This is a genomic window from Nocardia alni (genome assembly GCF_019038435.1).
Classification (GTDB): Bacteria; Actinomycetota; Actinomycetes; order Mycobacteriales; family Mycobacteriaceae; genus Nocardia; species Nocardia alni.
Map to the genome: position 1 here is coordinate 1 of NZ_JAGPOX010000183.1, position 16,900 is coordinate 16,900.

The 16,900-nt window shown below is 66.1% G+C and carries 16 protein-coding genes and 1 pseudogene; 7 read left to right on the forward strand and 10 right to left on the reverse strand.

Annotation, left to right across the window (positions count from 1 at the left end):
• Positions 1-147: 147 nt before the first annotated feature.
• Positions 148-720, forward strand: a complete 573-nt coding sequence (locus tag JZ791_RS39495) for a TetR/AcrR family transcriptional regulator (protein WP_216902345.1) — start codon at positions 148-150, stop codon at positions 718-720.
• Positions 721-735: 15 nt separating this feature from the next.
• Here JZ791_RS39495 and JZ791_RS39500 read toward each other — a convergent pair whose 3' ends face one another.
• The 3 genes from JZ791_RS39500 to JZ791_RS39510 all read right to left on the reverse strand — a co-directional run bounded on the left by JZ791_RS39500 (position 736) and on the right by JZ791_RS39510 (position 2,642).
• Positions 736-1,173, reverse strand: a complete 438-nt coding sequence (locus tag JZ791_RS39500) for a VOC family protein (RefSeq protein WP_216902347.1) — start codon at positions 1,171-1,173, stop codon at positions 736-738.
• Positions 1,174-1,213: 40 nt separating this feature from the next.
• Positions 1,214-1,705 (reverse strand): pyridoxamine 5'-phosphate oxidase family protein, encoded by a 492-nt coding sequence (locus JZ791_RS39505; RefSeq protein ID WP_216902349.1) that lies wholly within the window; start codon positions 1,703-1,705, stop codon positions 1,214-1,216.
• Positions 1,706-1,856: 151 nt separating this feature from the next.
• Positions 1,857-2,642, reverse strand: coding sequence for a GntR family transcriptional regulator (locus JZ791_RS39510; RefSeq protein WP_216902351.1), 786 nt, complete (start codon positions 2,640-2,642; stop codon positions 1,857-1,859).
• A 7-nt stretch (positions 2,643-2,649) separates the two neighbouring features.
• Here JZ791_RS39510 and JZ791_RS39515 point away from each other — a divergent pair, with 7 nt between their 5' ends.
• Positions 2,650-5,523 carry an FAD-binding and (Fe-S)-binding domain-containing protein gene (locus JZ791_RS39515; RefSeq protein WP_216902371.1) on the forward strand — a complete coding sequence of 958 codons (2,874 nt, stop codon included), beginning with the start codon at positions 2,650-2,652 and terminating at the stop codon, positions 5,521-5,523.
• 77 nt (positions 5,524-5,600) lie between these two features.
• On the opposite strand, the gene JZ791_RS39520 is transcribed toward JZ791_RS39515, so the two are convergent.
• The 7 genes from JZ791_RS39520 to JZ791_RS39550 all read right to left on the reverse strand — a co-directional run bounded on the left by JZ791_RS39520 (position 5,601) and on the right by JZ791_RS39550 (position 11,102).
• On the reverse strand, positions 5,601-6,158 hold the full coding sequence (locus JZ791_RS39520; protein WP_216902353.1) for a cysteine hydrolase family protein: 558 nt from the start codon (positions 6,156-6,158) through the stop codon (positions 5,601-5,603).
• Between the two features lie 302 nt (positions 6,159-6,460).
• Positions 6,461-6,790 carry a thioredoxin gene (trxA, locus tag JZ791_RS39525; protein WP_216902373.1) on the reverse strand — a complete coding sequence of 110 codons (330 nt, stop codon included), beginning with the start codon at positions 6,788-6,790 and terminating at the stop codon, positions 6,461-6,463.
• Between the two features lie 56 nt (positions 6,791-6,846).
• Entirely contained in the window at positions 6,847-7,797 is a 951-nt protein-coding gene (trxB, locus tag JZ791_RS39530; RefSeq protein WP_216902355.1) for a thioredoxin-disulfide reductase, read from the reverse strand.
• Positions 7,798-7,810: 13 nt separating this feature from the next.
• Positions 7,811-9,022: an acyl-CoA dehydrogenase family protein gene (locus JZ791_RS39535; RefSeq protein ID WP_216902357.1), complete on the reverse strand. Its 1,212-nt coding sequence runs from the start codon at positions 9,020-9,022 to the stop codon at positions 7,811-7,813.
• A gap of 159 nt (positions 9,023-9,181) precedes the next feature.
• Positions 9,182-9,436 carry a NifU family protein gene (locus JZ791_RS39540; protein ID WP_216902359.1) on the reverse strand — a complete coding sequence of 85 codons (255 nt, stop codon included), beginning with the start codon at positions 9,434-9,436 and terminating at the stop codon, positions 9,182-9,184.
• Positions 9,433-10,044: a UGSC family (seleno)protein gene (locus tag JZ791_RS39545; RefSeq protein ID WP_216902361.1), complete on the reverse strand. Its 612-nt coding sequence runs from the start codon at positions 10,042-10,044 to the stop codon at positions 9,433-9,435. The genes JZ791_RS39540 and JZ791_RS39545 overlap by 4 nt, the downstream gene beginning before the upstream one ends.
• 14 nt (positions 10,045-10,058) lie before the next feature.
• Positions 10,059-11,102, reverse strand: coding sequence for a hypothetical protein (locus JZ791_RS39550; RefSeq protein ID WP_216902363.1), 1,044 nt, complete (start codon positions 11,100-11,102; stop codon positions 10,059-10,061).
• A gap of 271 nt (positions 11,103-11,373) precedes the next feature.
• Between JZ791_RS39550 and JZ791_RS39555 the strand changes: the two genes are divergently transcribed.
• The 5 genes and pseudogenes from JZ791_RS39555 to JZ791_RS47265 form a co-directional block, all read left to right on the forward strand.
• Positions 11,374-12,312 (forward strand): LysR family transcriptional regulator, encoded by a 939-nt coding sequence (locus tag JZ791_RS39555; protein ID WP_216902365.1) that lies wholly within the window; start codon positions 11,374-11,376, stop codon positions 12,310-12,312.
• The gene (locus tag JZ791_RS39560; protein ID WP_254207153.1) at positions 12,296-13,084 is read left to right on the forward strand and encodes a CoA transferase subunit A; all 789 of its coding nucleotides are present in this window, start codon (positions 12,296-12,298) and stop codon (positions 13,082-13,084) included. The genes JZ791_RS39555 and JZ791_RS39560 overlap by 17 nt, the downstream gene beginning before the upstream one ends.
• Positions 13,081-13,707, forward strand: a complete 627-nt coding sequence (locus JZ791_RS39565) for a 3-oxoacid CoA-transferase subunit B (RefSeq protein ID WP_216902367.1) — start codon at positions 13,081-13,083, stop codon at positions 13,705-13,707. Before JZ791_RS39560 ends, JZ791_RS39565 begins: the two co-directional genes overlap by 4 nt.
• A gap of 365 nt (positions 13,708-14,072) precedes the next feature.
• Positions 14,073-15,485, forward strand: coding sequence for an MFS transporter (locus tag JZ791_RS39570; protein WP_254207154.1), 1,413 nt, complete (start codon positions 14,073-14,075; stop codon positions 15,483-15,485).
• Positions 15,467-15,888: pseudogene (locus tag JZ791_RS47265) on the forward strand (transposase); the annotation flags it as partial. The gene JZ791_RS39570 and the pseudogene JZ791_RS47265, both read left to right, overlap by 19 nt.
• Between the last annotated feature and the right edge of the window lie 1,012 nt (positions 15,889-16,900).

Below are 16,900 nucleotides of genomic sequence, written 5' to 3' on the forward strand. Positions count from 1 at the left end.
GGTGCGGGGAATGGGTGGGGGTGAACATCAGCGTCTCCTACCGAGGAGTGAATCGCGTTCTGGTGAGCGCACAGCCAATTTATCGAGACAGCGTGTCTATAGTCAAGAGGAAATGTATCTACCGCGGTGGTTCTGTATGGTGGTGTGGTGCCGAAGCTGTGGAACGACACGATCGAGACCCACCGTTCGCAGGTGCGCGATGCGGTCCTGGACGCCGCGGCGGCGCTGGTGTTCGAGGAGGGGTTGCGCGGGGTGACGATGTCGCAGGTCGCCGAGCGGGCCGGGATCGGCCGGGCCACGCTGTACAAATACTTCCCGGATGTCGAGACGATCCTGCGGACCTGGCACGCCCGCCAGATCGACGCGCACATAGTTCAACTCACCCGCGTCCGCGAGGGCGCCGGCGGTCCGGGTGAGCGCCTGCACGCCGTGCTGACCGCGTATGCGCACATCGCCCGCCAAACCCGAAGCCACGACCAGGATCTCGTGCGGTTCCTACATCCCGATCCCTCGATCGTGACCGCGCAGCAGCAGCTCCGAGACCTGATCGAGCAGCTTCTGGTCGAGGGCGCGGACGCGGGCGAGATCCGCGACGACGTTCCAGCCGCGGAGCTGTCCACCTACTGCCTGCACGCCCTCGCGGGCGCCGCCGAGTCGACATCCGACGAGGCGGTGGCGCGACTCGTCGGCCTCACCCTCGCCGGCCTGCGGCCACACTGACCAACTGCTGGGGAGTCAACGCAGTTCCTCGACCAGACCGATGATGATGCCCTCGGGCCCGCGCACGTAGCAGTACCGGTAGATGTCCTCGTATCGGGCTACCGTGCCCACGAGTTCGGCGCCGTGGGCACGCAGTCGGCCCAGGACCTCCTCGACATCGTCGAGCACGAACGTCAGGCGAGGAATGCCCGGAGTGTTCACCGGCGCCTTCGGCGCGGTGCTCGTGGTCGGCGGCGACCGGAACGTCGAAAGCTCGACCCGCCCATGCCCGTCGGGAGTCCGGACGACGGCGATGTCCGCTCGAACGCCGTCCAGCCCGAGCAGATCATCGGCCCATTGCCCGCCGACAGTCGCCTCGCCCTCCAGCTCCAGCCCCAGTTCGACGAAGAACGCGACAGCGGCCGCGAGATCCTCGACCACGATGCCGGCGTGATCCATCCGATGGACCGTCATTGAGATTCTCCTTCGAGATCGTTCTGGCCGGGTGACCGGTTCAGGCGCGCTCGGCCCGCTGCCGGATCAGCTCCTCGACCGCGGTGGGCAGGGTGGTGTCGAAGTCGATCAGCTTCGCCCAGGTCGGAGTGATGACGATCCGGACCATGCCGTCGTAGAGCGAGCGGACCTCGGCCTCCCACTCGACGCGCTGCTCGGGCGTCATCTCGTAGCTGCCGTTCATCTGCAAGTACTCCTGCGGGATGCCGTCGACCACGTCCAGCTCCGCCCGGCCGCGAATGAGCAGGATCTTCGGCGGATGGACCTCGGTGTCGATGGTCAGCGCGACCTGGGGGTGGCGCCGCAGGGCGGGCAGTTTCGGGGCGTTCTTCGCGGTGCAGACCACGATCTGCGAGCCGTTCCAGGTGAAGGCGATGGGGATGTTGCGGGGTGTGCCGTCCTGGGCGACGTAGGCCATGCGCAGCAGGTCGCGGGCCAGGAGTTCCTGGCTGATCGGGAGGTTCAGGATCGCCGCGATCCGGTCAGGTTGCATGGTGCTTGCTCCTTCGTCGAGGTCCGTTCGTACCTTTAGGACGGAGCCGCCCGGGCATTCTCACCGCCCACGGCACATGATTCCAGGATTTTTCCGGACCGATCATCGCCGCGCGTCGGAAGTCGGGTCACCGTACACAATTCCGGTTCGCTCAGCGGCCCCCAGGGCCATCCAGCTCCTCGATATGTCGCGCGTTTTCGGTCAGCGTCGGATGCGCTGTCGGACAGGCGATCAGAGTCTGAAATGTGCGGCCCGGGTCTGCTGGTGAGCCGACCACCTCCTCCCACACCCGGGCGACGACAGGGTCGGCGGGTGGGACGCCGGCCACCTGGGCGACCAGCAGCCGGCCGGTGCGGATCAGGTGATCGCGCATGGCCGTCTCCGCGGCGTCCGGGTCGCCGGCCAGGGTGGCGGCGACGACGGGCCGGTGCTCGTCGCGCACGTCCGTGAGTGAGCGCCTGGTCGGGGGACCGAGGAGCGCCGTCGTCGCTCGCAGCGAGGCGACGATGTCGGCGGCTCTGCCGTTACCGGAGCCGCGCAGCACGACGTCGTGCCAGGCTCGGTCCGCGACCCAGAATGCCTCGTGATCATCGGCTTCGGCGGCCCGGTCGAGTGCGGCGAAGGGGGTCGCGAGATCGACGGCGCGCTCGGCGGCCCGGCGTGCCGCGGTGGGCTCCAGCGCGAGCCGGACGGCGAAGATCTCGGCGACGTCGCGCGGGGCGGGCAGCACGACGCGAAAGCCGCGGTTGCGCGCGATCTCCACGAGTCCGGCCTCCGCGAGCTTGAGCATCGCCTCGCGGACCGGGCTGCGCGAGACGCCGAGGAGTTCGGCGAGTCGATAGACCGAGTACGTCTCCTCTGGCACGAAACGCTTGTCGCGGATACCCTCGCGCACCGCGATCACGACACGGTCAGTGAGCGAGGGACTGTCGGTCATGAGTAACATGTTACTCATGACCAGCGTGGACCATGCACCCGAGAAGGCCGACGTCGCTTCGACATTGCGCCGCGCGGGCCTGGAGTTCCGCGACGACGAGGGCACCAGGGCGATGTACGCGAGCGACGCGTCGCTGTACCGAATCCCGCCGCTGGCCGTGGTCCGGCCGCGGACCGTCGACGAGGTTTCCGCGGCCCTCGGCGCGGCGCGGGAACTCGGCGTGCCGCTCACCTCTCGCGGCGGCGGCACCTCGATCGCGGGCAACGCGATCGGGCGCGGTCTGGTCCTGGACTTCAACCGCTACCTCAACCGGGTGATCGACGTGGACCCGGCGACGCGCTCGGCGCTCGTCGAGCCCGGAACGGTGCACGCCTCCCTCCAGAAGCTGGCCCTACCGCACGGCCTCCGGTTCGGCCCCGATCCGTCGAGCCACCCGCGCTGCACGATCGGCGGGATGATCGGCAACAACGCCTGCGGCAATCGCGCACTCGGCTACGGCCGCACCTCCGACAACGTCCTCGCCATGACCCACTTGCTGGCCGACGGCCAGACCGTACGCACCGGATACGACGACGCCGGGCTGCCCACCGCCGAAGCGCCCGACCGGCTCCTGGCGGAGCTGCGCGGCGCCGCCGACCGGCACCTCGCCTGCGCCCGCACCGAGTTCGACCGCTTCGGCCGGCAGCTCAGCGGGTACGCGGTGCAGCACCTGCTGCCCGAGCGCTTCGACCTCGGCCGGTTGCTCATCGGCTCGGAGGGCACGCTGGGCGTGCTCACCGAGGCCACTGTGCGGTTGGTCGAGGATCCGAAGCACCGTGTTGTGGTGGCTCTCGGCTTCGCCGACATCGCCGCCGCGGGCGAGGCGGCGCCGACGGTCGTCACCTTCGGGCCCACGGCGTGCGAGGGGATGGACGAGCGACTGACCGATGTCCTGCGCAGCCGCCGTGGTGACGCGGCGATTCCGCCGATGCCGCGCGGTCGCGCGTGGTTGTTCGTCGAGATCGCGGGCAACGACCGCGCGGAGGTGCTCGACCGCGCCCGAGCGCTGGTCGCCGCCGACCTCGGCGTCGACTCGCGGATCATCGAGGACCCCGCTACTCAGGCGCGGCTGTGGCGCATTCGCGAGGACGGGTCCGGCCTGGCCGGCCGGGCGCCTTCCGGCCGCCCCGCCTGGTCGGGGCTCGAGGACGCGGCGGTGCCGCCCGCCCGCCTCGGCTCGTACCTGGCCCGCTTCGACGAGCTGGTGGAGAGCTTCGGCATGACATCGGCGCCCTACGGTCATTTCGGCGACGGTTGCATGCATGTGCGTCTCGACTTCCCCTTCGACCGGCCCGACGGGACGCGGGTGATGCGCGAGTTCCTGTTGGCCGGAGCCGATCTGGTGAGCGAGTACGGCGGCTCCATCTCCGGTGAGCACGGCGACGGCAGGGCCCGCGGCGAACTGCTCGCGCGTACCTACTCGGCCGACGCGATCGCGCTGTTCGGTGAGGTCAAGCACGCCTTCGACCCCGCGAACCTGCTCAACCGGGGCGTGCTGGTCGACCCGGACCCGTTCGACGCCGACATCCGGCCCGCGGGTGTCGGCCCCTACCGCAAAAGCCTGGCCTTCGCCTACGAACACGATGGAGGCGACCTCGCCCAAGCGGTGCACCGGTGCACGGGCGTCGGCAAGTGCCGCGCCGACAACTCGGCGGCGGGCGGCGTGATGTGCCCGTCCTATCTCGCCACTCGCGAGGAGAAGGACTCGACCCGCGGTCGCGCTCGCGTGTTGCAGGACGTCGTGCGTGGCGAGCTCGACTGGCGCTCGGAGGCCGTCGCGGAGTCGCTCGACCTGTGCCTGTCCTGTAAGGGCTGTGCGTCCGACTGCCCGACCGGCATTGATATGGCCACCTACAAGTCCGAGGCGTTGTACCAGCGCTTTCGGCGTCGCTTGCGGCCGCGCGCCCATTACACGCTCGGTCAGCTGCCACGCTGGAGCCGGGTGGTCGGTCGGATCCCCGGTCTCGCGCGGGTCGCCAATGTGACCACCAGGCTGCCGGGGCTGGGCGCTGCGGCGCTGTTCCTCGCGGGCGTCGACCGGCGGCGTTCGGTTCCGGCCTTCGCCGCCACTCCGTTTCGCCGGTGGTGGGCGCGGCATGCGACCGAAGAAGCAACGACGGGCACCCCGGTCATCCTGTTCGTGGACAGCTTCTCGGACGCGTTCTCGCCGGAGGCGGCGCAGGCGACCGTCCGTGTACTGCGCGAGGCCGGTTACGAGCCCCGGCTGCCCGGCGACGGGCTCTGCTGCGGGTTGACCTGGATCACCACCGGACAGCTGGGTGCGGCCAGGCGGATCCTCGGTCGCGCGGTCACCGAGCTGGCGGCGGCAGTGCGCGCCGGCGCCCCGGTGGTCGGCATCGAGCCGTCCTGCACCGCTGTCCTGCGCTCGGACGCGCTGGAGCTTTTCGCGGGCACGTCGCTCGAGGCCGACGCTCGGCTCGTAGCCGGCGCGACCCGCACAGTGGCCGAACTGCTGGCCGAGGCCGCCGAATCGGGCGCGTGGACGCCGCCCGACCTCACCGGCGTCACCGTGGTCGCCCAGCCGCACTGCCACCACCACGCGATCCTCGGATGGGGCGCCGACCGGGCGCTCCTGGCCCGCACCGGCGCGACCGTCACGACGCTGTCCGGCTGTTGCGGGCTGGCCGGCAACTTCGGCGTCGAACTCGGCCACTACGAGGTGTCGGTGCGGGTCGCGGAACAGCAACTGCTCCCGGCGCTGGATTCCGCGCCCGACGCCGTCGTGTTGGCCGACGGTTTCTCGTGCCGGACACAGATCGAGGATCTGCGTGATCGCCGTGCCGTTCACCTAGCGGAGTTGCTGTCGGTGGCGGGCGCCTGAGATGCAATCGCCGTGCGACGGCGTGGGCGCGGTCGAGGTCGTGGGTGAACACCGTGGCATCGAGGCCGCCGCCCGCTCTACCCCGAAATAGCCTCACTCCAGTCCGCTACCGTCATCACCTCGGCTTGCTGCGGAAATACCTTGTCGATCAAGACCCGATGAACCTCCGGATCGTTGTCGAGGCAACCGTCCGACAGCACCGTGAGGCCGAAATCCAGGTCGGCGGCCTGCCGAAGGGTGGACAGCACGACACCGCTGGTCGCGATGCCGGTCAGCACGAGGTGCCGGATCTCCCCGGCCCGCAGCACCATCTCGAGATCACTGCCCGCGAACCCGCTGACGCGCCGCTTGGTCACCACGATGTCGCCGGACTCGGGAGCGATGTCCGGATGGATCTCCGCGGCCACGTCGGCACCGGCCAGAACCGGCGCACCGGCGAGGCGGCCGAACATCTTGTTGCGCGGGCTGATCTCGGGTCCACCGGCCCGGAAACCGACAGCTATGTAGACAACCGGCAACCCGGCCGCCCGAGCAGATCGGATCGCCGTCTGCAGCCGCGACAGATAACCCGGCCCCGGATATCGGTCCACCACCGCACGCTGGACATCCATCACGAGAAGAGCGGAGTCGGCCATGACAACCTTTCACCAAAGCAGCAGGAACATGCCTTGTACATGCTATATGTATAGTGCATATCATTCGCCCGGCGTGCCCACGCAACCTGCCTGACCGGGCCGGGGAGCAGGCGTAGGTGACCAAGCAGGCCGCCGAATGCCTGGTCGGCCAACTCGAACGCGTGGGCTATGTCGAACGTGTGCCCGACCCGGTCGATGGCTGCGCCCGGCTCACGCATTCCGGTGCTTGTTCGAGGCATCCGGAGCCGCGGCACCACGTTGCATGCCCCCTGTGGATCGTGTCCTCGAGGTGGCAGGGGTGATCAGGACAGGGCGGTATCGATGGCGTTCAGCAACGAGGCCTTTTCTTTGGGACCCACGATACGGTGGATGGCTTCGCCGCTATGGAACACGATCATGGTCGGAAGGGACATGACGCGGTAGTTCTTGGTGGAGTTCGGGTTTGCGTCGACGTCCAGCTTGGCAATGATGATCTTGTTTCGGTATTCTGCGGCGATTTCGTCGAGGACCGGCGACAGCTTCTTGCACGGCACGCACCACGGTGCCCAGAAGTCGACGAGGACCGGTCCGCTACTGGTCAAAACCAGTTCGTCGAAGGTGTCATCGGTGACGGTCAGTGTGTAATCCGACATGATCAGTTCCCTTGCCTGTCTTGGTTGACCGGAATCGGCACAAGCTTCGTACCTCTTCATGCGCTCACTTCGGCGTCGACGTCAGCAGTGTCGGCGAGGTAACGTTCGACATCCAGCGCCGCGCTACAGCCGCTGCCCGCCGCCGTGATCGCCTGCCGATAAGTGTGATCGACGAGGTCACCGCAGGCGAAGACACCGGCAACGTCGGTGCGGGTCGATCGCCCCCGGGTTACGACATAGCCGGCGTCGTCCAGAGCTACCTTTCCACGGACCAACTCGCTGCGCGGCTCATGGCCGATGGCGACGAACACCCCGGTCACAGGTAGCGTCGAGGAAACGCCGGTCACAGTGTCGCGCACGGTGAGACCTTCGACTTCCTGCGCGCCAGTGACGTTGAGGGGGACGCTGTTCCACTGGAATCGGATCTTGTCGTTGGCGAACGCGCGTTTCTGCATGATTTTGGATGCTCGGAGCGTGTCCCGGCGGTGCACGAGGGTGACGCTTTCAGCGAACCGAGTCAGGAACATCGCTTCCTCCAGTGCTGAGTCGCCGCCACCGACGACTGCGATGGTGTGGTCCCGGAAGAAGAACCCGTCGCAGGTCGCGCACCACGACATCCCATGCCGGGACAGACGTTCCTCGTTGGGGATGCCCAGGCTGCGATAGGCCGATCCCATCGCCAAAACGACGGTGCGGGCACGGTACTCGCGACCGTCAACAGTCACGGCCTTGATCTCCCCTGCCAGATCCACGCTGGACACATCCTGGGTGAGGAGTTCGGCCCCGTAATGTTCGGCCTGTTTGCGTAGGGTGTCCATGAGTTCGGGGCCTTGGATTCCTCCGACGAAGCCGGGGAAGTTCTCCACGGCCGTGGTCTGCATGAGCGCGCCGCCGTATTGGCTTCCTTCGAACACCAGCGGTGCGAGGCTTGCCCGTGCGGCGTATATAGCTGCGGTGTAGCCGGCGGGGCCACCGCCGATGATGATGACGTTTCGAACCGATTCCATGGGATTCCTCCGGTCAGCGGAAGGCGCTCAGGCCCGTGAGGGCTTGGCCGACGACAAGGGTGTGGATTTCCGCGGTTCCCTCGTAGGTGAGGACCGATTCGAGGTTGGCCATGTGACGCATCACCGGGTACTCACTGGTGATGCCGTTGGCGCCGAGGATGGTTCGTGCCTCGCGGGTGACCTCGAGCGCGGCGCTGACGTTGTGCCGCTTGCCGAGGCTGACCTGCTGGGGGTGCAACTGACCAGAGTCCTTGAGCCGGCCCAGGTGCAGGGCCAGCAGGAGTGAGGTGTTGACCTTGGTGGCCATGTTGACCAGTTTTTCCTGGGTGAGTTGGAATCCGGCGATGGGCCGGCCGAACTGGACGCGAGTGCGGGCGTATTCGAGCCCGGCCTCGAAGGCGGCGCGTCCGGCACCGACGGCGCCCCAGACGATGCCGTATCGGGCCTCGTCCAGGCACGCCAGCGGTGCTCGCAGCCCGTCGGCCTCGGGCAGCACAGCCTCGGCAGGTAGCGATACATCCTGGAGGATCAGTTCGGACGTGGTCGAGGCGCGCAGCGACAACTTGCTCGGGACGTTTCTGGTCGAGAAACCGGGAGTGTCGCAGGGCACGACGAAGCCCCGGATGCCATCGGGGGTCTTGGCCCACACCACCGCGACGTCGGCGATGCCGCCGTTGGTTATCCACATCTTGACGCCGTTGAGCAGCCATCGGCCCTGCTCGATGCGGGCGTTGGTGGTCATGGAACCGGGATCGCTGCCGGAATCGGGTTCGGTCAGCCCGAAGCAGCCGACCGCGGTACCCTTCGCCAACCTCGGCAGCCACTGCTGCTTCTGCTCTTCGCTGCCGAAGCGCCAGATAGCGAACATGGCCAGCGATCCCTGCACGGACACGAAGCTGCGCAGCCCCGAGTCACCGGCCTCGAGTTCGAGGCACGCCAGGCCGTAGGCGACCGCGCTGGTGCCGGCGCAGCCGTAGCCGGTCAGGTGCATGCCCAGCAATCCCAGTTCGCCGGCCGCGGCGCGGAATCCCTCGGGCAGGTGCCCGGCAGTGTAGGCATCAGTGATCTTGTCGAGCAGTTCGCGGCGCACGAACTGACGGACGGTATCGCGAATGAGGCGCTCGTCGTCGGACAGGAATGCCTCGATGTCGATGAAGTCGTGGGGGTTCAGTGGGCGCCTGTGTCCGGTGTCGGAGTGCGCTCCAGGGCTTGTGGTCAGAGTCATCGGCTTCTCGGTTCGGAGTCGTTTCGGCACGGCATGGCCGTGTCGCGGGCACACCCCGGTCGGCAGCCTTGGTGTGTATGCACCCAAGCCCGACCGCGGTGTAGTGAGGGCGCCGGTGGCCGGGTGAGGCGCCCGTGCTGGGCCCCGGCCACCGGGCGCTCATTGGTCGCTGCGCGGGTCGATCACCTGGACCGAGGGACGCGATCCGATGGTCTCGTGCAGCACCGATCCGACCACGTCACGCAGTTGGCCGGGGGCCACGATGCATTCCCAGCAGGTCTCCTCGCCGCCAACCAGCCGTAGCGTGACCTGGGACTCGGTCGCCTCTTCGACGGTGAGGTCCGCGCCGTCGGCCTGGAAGCCCTGCCGCAGCCCGTCGAGAGCTCGTTCTACGTCTTCGCGGATGCTGCTCATGCCTTGTCTCCGATCAGAATCGCAGCGACATCGTCGACCAGCGCGACAGCGCGTCGCTCGAGCTCGGCGTCGCTGACCGCGGCGATAGGGTGCTCGACCGGCACGAACTGCAGGTCGGGACGACCGAACGCGCCGCGGTGGGCGATCGCGGAGTTCATGAACACCGTCGTGTGGATAGCGACGGTCGGAATGCCGCGGGCCTCGAGGTCGACAGCGTCACGCACGCAACCGGAGGTACACGAGCCGCACGCGCCGACGCCGGTCACGACGAACTCGTAGTCACGAGCGAGCTCGTCGAGCAGCGCCGGGTCGGCCGGGCGGGAGTAGACGAGCTTGCGTGCCATCCTCAGCGACTGCACACCGTACTTCTGCTCGAGCAGGTCCCCCACATGCCGCAGCAGCGGCCCGGCGTTGCCCTTGGTGTTGTCCAGCAGTACGCCGCGCGCGCCGACAAGCGCACTCAGGCGTGGCGCCGCAGTACCCTCGAGCTTGGATTCAGCGACCGCTACGGCGTTCACCGTCGGATCGACCAGCCCGAGAGTCTCAACCAAATACTTTGCCGCACTGGATTGTTCGCTTCCGTTGATGTCAACGATCGCAGTAGACATGTGCTGCCAACCTTTCATGCTTCGATCTTGCGGGTGACCGACCGGGTGCCCCAGCCGGGCAGATATGCCGAGTGCCGTCCGGGGCCGCCGGTGACGATGACGGTGATGTCATCGACACGGCGAGTGACCGGGACGCGCGCATCGAGGTCGTCGCGGTCGACGAAGCGCGGCCAGGTCGGGTAGTTGTGCACCTTGCGGCCGTGGATTCCACCGGCCCCGATCTCGCGGACGCTGCGCGTGGCGTTCTGGAACAGGAAGTGCTTGATATCGGCCTTGGTCCAACCGGCCTCGGCGATGATCCCGGCGTGCTCGGGGCACAGCACCACGAAGCTCTCGCCCTGGATGAAGATGTGGTTCGATCCGAGGTTCGTCATCATCCCCGCGACAGTGGTGAGGATGTCGTACGGGTTGTCGGCAATCTGGTTGTTGATGTTCTGCGGGCCCTCGGCGCCGTAGAGAGTGACCGCGCTGTCGTTCCTGGACAATCCCCGGTCGACGTGCAGCCCCTGCCAAGGCGAGTCCTCTTCGTTCTCGCCGATGCAGAAAGTGAACTTGCCGGGCTGGCCCAGAGTGGCCTTGTCCGCCTCACCGGGGTGTGATCCACCGATGTTGACCAGTGCGAGTTTGAGGGCGCGCCCAAGCGTCGCGTTCGCCCGCACGCCCTGTCCGAAGCTGTTGGCACCAGAGTTGATGCCCAACTCCTGACGGATCGGCCCGTGCACGATCAGCAACGGCGACGCCATATGAGTCGAGCATTGAATACCGCCGATGTTCATCGCAGGATCGGTCGCCGCCTGGAGGGCGGCGATCAGCACCGGCATGTGGTCCGGGGCGCATCCGGCCATGACGGCGTTGGCGGCGATCTTCTCGGTCGTCGCCGCCCCGCCCAGCGGAGCGATCTCGGCTATGACCTCATCGCCGGCGCGTCCGGTGCGCTCCACGAATTCCGCGACCCGCCGCGCAGTCGGCGGAATGACGGGCAGACCGTCGGTCCAGCCCGCGCTGACAAATGTGTCGAACATATCCAGCGCGTCGGCTGTTATTTCTTCCGTTGTCATCGTTTTCCCTTCGCAAGATCTGAATTCGGCTGCCATGACTCGATCGACCGAAGACAGAGCCCGACGGATGATTTTTTGGCAAGTATTGCTCGATCACGAGCTATTGCCCGATAGCGCGTCGGTGCTCTAGATTCGACGTTAGCAGCTGACAGAAACGAGGGTCAACGATGATTCCATGGCATGCAGAAAGTCAATATTGCATAGCGGTGATTCGAAAATGAATGAACCGCATAATTCGTATCCGCATGATGTTCTGAATACGGTGTGCCCGATGCTGGTGCAATTTTCCGCGATCGCCCAGGAGGGACAGGTCACCAAAGCCGCCGCGGTGCTGGGGGTGCCACAGCCGACAGTCACCCGCCACCTGGCCCGGCTCGAGAATGTCCTCGGAGTCCGGTTGTGCGCTCGCGTACACAGCGGCATAGCGCTCACCGCCGACGGGGAGCAGCTGATCAAACCAGTCCAGCAGGCCCTGTCCGTGCTGGCGGCCGCGATCGAGGAATTACAGGTCGGCGCAGCGCGACGGCAGGTGACGCTGGCGTTTCTGCATACGCTCGGCGAACAGGCAGTGCCTTCGCTGCTGCGCCGGTTCGGCGAGCAATCGCCCGACATCAAGTTCTCCCTGATACAGGACAGTGCCGATCAACTGCTGCGCCTTCTGCAGGAAGGTCAGGTCGAGCTTTGCCTGACAGCTCCGCTGCCGACCCGGTCCGATATCGAGGTCGCCCGGCTCGGCGTGCAGCAGCTGGTGCTGGCAGTGCCCGTGCAGCACTACCTCGCCGGTGAACCCGAGGCCCCGCTGGCTGCGGCGGCCAGCGATGACTTCGTGACCCTCAAGCCGGGTAACTATATGCGGCAGATGGCCGATGACCTGTGCCGCGCGGCCGGTTTCGAACCGCGGATCGCGTTCGAGGCGACCGGCATCAGCACGTTGCGCGGACTGGTCGCCGCCGGACTTGGGGTCGCTATTGTGCCCGCCGCGCCGGCACCGGTCGCTGACCTGGTCGAGGTACCGCTCACCGACGCCGGCGCCTATCGGGAGATCGGGTTGGCCTGGCGCGCGGGAATCGACCTGGCCGAACCTGCACAGACGTTCCGGCAGTTCGCGGTCGAGGAGTTCGGCACCGTACTCGACGACGATCCAGCCGCGGGCTCTGGCATAGCGAACGACAGCACCACCAGAGGAGATCAGGATGAACAAGATTGTTGACACACCCCAGGCCGCGGTAGCAACGGTGACCGACGGGCAGACCATCGCCCTGGGTGGGTTCGGGTTGTGCGGCATGCCGGCCGCGCTGCTCGAGGCGCTGCTGGACTCCGGGGCCACCGATCTGCACATCATCACCAACAACTGCGGCCCGGCCGATTCCGCTGTCACCGCGCTGCTGCGCGCGGGCCGTGTGTCCCGGGTTACCGGCTCCTATATCGGGGACAACCCGGTGTTCCTGGCGCAATACCTGCAGGGATCGCTGCGCGTGGACCTTGTCCCGCAGGGCACCCTCGCCGAGAAGCTCCGTGCAGGCGGGGCGGGCATTCCGGCGTTCTACACACCGACCGGGGTCGGCACGGCGGTGGCCGAGGGTGGTATTCCCGTGCGATACACACCCGAGGGGACGGTGGCCGAGTATTCGGCCGCACGCCAGGTCGACACCATCGACGGGCGTGCGTGCCTGCTCGAGCACAGCCTCACCGCCGACGTCGCGCTGATCCGCGCCGAAGTCGCAGACACGCTGGGCAATCTCCGCTTCCACTCCTCTGCGCGCAACTTCAACCCACTGTGCGCCATGGCCGCCCGCGTCACTGTCGCGGAGGTCGTGCGGGTGGTGGACGCGGGCGCGATCGCCGCCGACGACATCCACCTGCCGGGGGTCTTCGTCTCGGGAGTGGTGGAATTAGAGGCCCGGATGTACAAGCCGATCGAACGACTGCGCACGACATACCCGCAGGTACGCCGCACGATCACGGAAAGCTGCGCGTCATGAGTTGGTCACGAGAGCAGATCGCCGCCAGAGCCGCCGCGGAGCTGCGCGACGGGCAGTATGTCAACCTGGGCATCGGCATCCCCACCCTGATAGCCGACCACCTGCACGATCGGCCGATCATGGTGCAATCGGAAAACGGGATCATGGGCGTGGGCGCCTATCCCGCCCCGGGACAGGAGGATCCAGACCTGGTCAATGCGGGCAAGGAGACAGTGACCACCATCGCAGGCTCGTCGTTCTTCGACTCGGCCGACTCCTTCGCTATGATCCGCGGCGGCCACATCGACGTCGCCGTGCTGGGCGCGATGCAAGTCTCGGTCGCCGGTGATCTGGCCAACTGGTCCGACGGGGGATCAGTCATCAAGGGCATCGGAGGAGCGATGGATCTGGCCGGCGGCGCTGAAACGGTGATCGCCGTGATGACCCATCGCACCCGCGACGGCAGTTTGAAACTCGTCCGCCGCTGCAGCCTGCCACTGACCGCGCGAGCCTGTATCAGCACCATCATCACCGACATCGGTGTGCTGGACGTCCGGGGCGACCACTTCAGCGTGCGCGAGTTGGCACCAGGCGAAACGATCGACGACGAGCAACTGGTAAACCTGCTGCGCGCCACAGCCTGACAATTCGCTCTCTCGGGGTCATCAGAGATAGGTGCGTGTTTTCCGGACCAGCGGAATACATCGCGCACTACCGTGATTCCTGTAGCACTATGCTGCCAAACTTTCTCTCGAATACCGCGATACGATTTCGTATCGCGGTATTCATTTTTGGATTGCGCTGGAACTCTTGTATTTCGCATGCCATTACGGCATTGTGACTGGAGTCACTACGATCCGATGTAGTGCGTGTGGCGACACCGCATCGACCTGCCGGAGGTGTTCGATCCTTCCGATGATGCCGGTGGCGTCGTAACCTTCAGAAATATGACAACGTAGTCGGAGAATTCATGCTCGAACCACTCTCGCGGCCCCAGACACTCTCGTCGATGATCGACCGGTTGCCCGTGACACGGGTACACCGAAGAGTCATCTGGACCGTATCCATCGTATTCTTCTTTGAATTCGCCGACTTGAACACCTTCTCCTACACTGCACCGGCCCTGCGAAAATACGACGGATTCACTCTCGACAATGTCGCGATGGCCACCTCGGCAGGTTTTCTCGGCATGTTCTTCGGTGCCGTTGTCGCCGGCCGGGTGAGCGACCGCCTCGGTCGCCGCCGCACGCTGACTTGGGCGACGATACTGTTCTCGCTGTTCTCGCTGCTGACGGCCGCCGGATCTGGAGTGTGGGTGATGGCGGTGCTGCGGTTCTGTACAGGGGTGGGGTTGTCGGCGATGACGGTGGCGGCGATCAGTTTCCTGAGTGAGACGATGCCCGCGAAGACGCGCGGCCGGGCGCAATCCCTGACGCTGGCCGTCGGCCTGGCCGGTATTCCCGCCGTGGCCTTCCTGGCCCGCGCGGTCATTCCAAGCGGGACAGATGGCTGGCGGATCGTCTTTCTCGTCGGCGGCCTGGCCCTGCTAGCGGTGCCGATGGTCGCCCGGCTCCCCGAATCTCCCCGCTGGCTGGTCCATGTCGGTCGCTACAGTGACGCCCGCGATGTCGTGGAGCAGTTGGGCGGTGACTGCAGCAACGTCACCTTCGTTACGGACGGCGACGACCACCGCGATACGCATCTCGCCGCGCTCGCTGTACTGCTGGGACGAGCCCTGCGTGCTCGTACGCTGGTGCTACTCGCGATCTGGGTTCTGGCGATGCTCGGCTTCTATGCCTTCTCCTCCTGGGTGCCGGCGCTGCTGGCCGAACACGGTCTGTCGCTGGCGAAATCGTTGACCTTCTCGGCGCTCACCACCATCGGCGCAGTCCCAGGTGCGCTGCTGGCTTTCGCGGTATCGGACCGCTTCAGCCGCAAATGGCTCATGGCGGCGACCTCGTCGGTGATCGCAGCGTGCGGAGTCGCCTTCGGATACAGTTCCAGCGCCGCCGGGATCATCGGATTCGGACTGTTGGTGTCGATGCTGAGCCAGACCTTCGTGGCGTTGCTCTATACCTACACCCCCGAAATATTTCCGCTCAGTGTGCGGGCGTTCGGAGGCGGACTGTCGTACGGCGCCGGACGACTCGCCAACGTGGTGGGACCGGTGCTCATCCCGACAATCTTCACCGGACTGGGCTATACGGCGGTGTTTGTGACAGTTGCCGCGTGCTGGATCGCAGCGGGCGTGATCGTCGCCGTATTCGGGCCCGAAGCCACCGGTGCGCCACTGGAAGCGGTCGACAGCGGTCACGACCCGTCTGCCGCGGTGCCTGCCGAACCGAGCTCATACGCGATCGGCACTGCGCGTCGTGGGTGGCTTCCGGGCCTGGCGGGCAACAGATTCGGACATCGTCGGTAGCACGCAGTGGTTTCGTTGCTGCCGGAGTTCGCGCCCCGCGGCCGCAGGGCGGCGGTATGACTCCTGTGGACCAGCGGGCGGTGTTCACGGCGGTGGTGTATATGCTGACCAGCGGTTGTGCGTGGCGGATGCTGCCACCGTCGTTCGGGGTGAGTGTGCCCACGGCGCATCGCCGGTTCGCGGTGTGGACGCAGGCGGGGGTGTGGCGGCGGCTGCATCGGGCGGGAATCCCACTGGCGGTGGCGATTTCGGGGGTCAACGTGCACGACTCGCGCTCGGAGCTTTGGTGAAGGCTATCCCGGGATGGGTGCGCCGGCGTGGCATCGCGGTTCGTATCGCGCGCAAGGGAATCGAGTCCGCCGTCCGCCTCGGCCGCCACAGGTGGGTGATCGAACGGACGATGTCGTGGCTGACCGGCTATCACCGGCTCAACATCCGCCACGACCGCAAAGGAATTCACTACCTCGGCTTCCTGACGCTGGCTGCAGCGCTCATCGGCTTCAAGAAGCTGATGAAGTCCACGGCAGCCATATGAGATGTGGCCGAATTGTTCGGAGGATATTCCTGGCAATTGGGCGGAGTGCCGGCAACCGGTATTACGCAGTGCATTCCCGGGTAGCGTCGACCTGGATACCCAGGGTCTGCAAATATCGTACCGTGTGACACGGGCTCTGGATGGGGTTACGGTTCGGCTTGCCGATGATGATTCGGTCGGCGGGGGAGTCGCAGGGCAACTGCCTTGCATTCCTGTACCGCTATCCGGTCTATGTTGTAAGTCCCTGCCTGTGGGTGGGGCGATGCATGGCTCCAAGCCCAGAGATAACTGCATTAACGCCGGACTGCCATTGGAGATATAACGATCGTTCGCAGCGGTCGCCTGTCGTCTCCCGCGAGTCGTTCGGCATCTGCGCCGCGCGGTGGCCGAACTCGCGAGGCTGTGGTCAGCGAGGCTCCGTGACTGTGCGGATCCGGCGGCAGCCGATGATCAAGCGGTCGGCGGGAGCCTCGACCTCATCGAGCACTGTTACAGATATACCGAGATATTACGGTGACAAACATACCTACGTATATATCGTGCCAATACTGATGTGGTTGAACCGGCTATTCGTTTAGGCTCGCTCGTAGCTGTGCGGGGGCGATCGAAGTCTATGAAATATCGGTTCAATTGCGGGGCTATTTCCCATTGTTGGGGGTGGGTTAGCGTGGGCGCGCGGGAGGTAATATGCGGGAGTCGAAAGTGGCTGTTGGTCGTCGTTCTGTACGAAGCGGTCGTCACCGGGGCGAATTGCTCTTCGGGAATTTGCTGGTGGCCGCTACGGAGTCGGTGGCCGATGGGGTCGCGGTCCGGTTCAGTCCGTCCGGTGATCCGGCCGATGATCGGCAGTTGACCTATCGCGAGTTGGATGAGTTGTCCT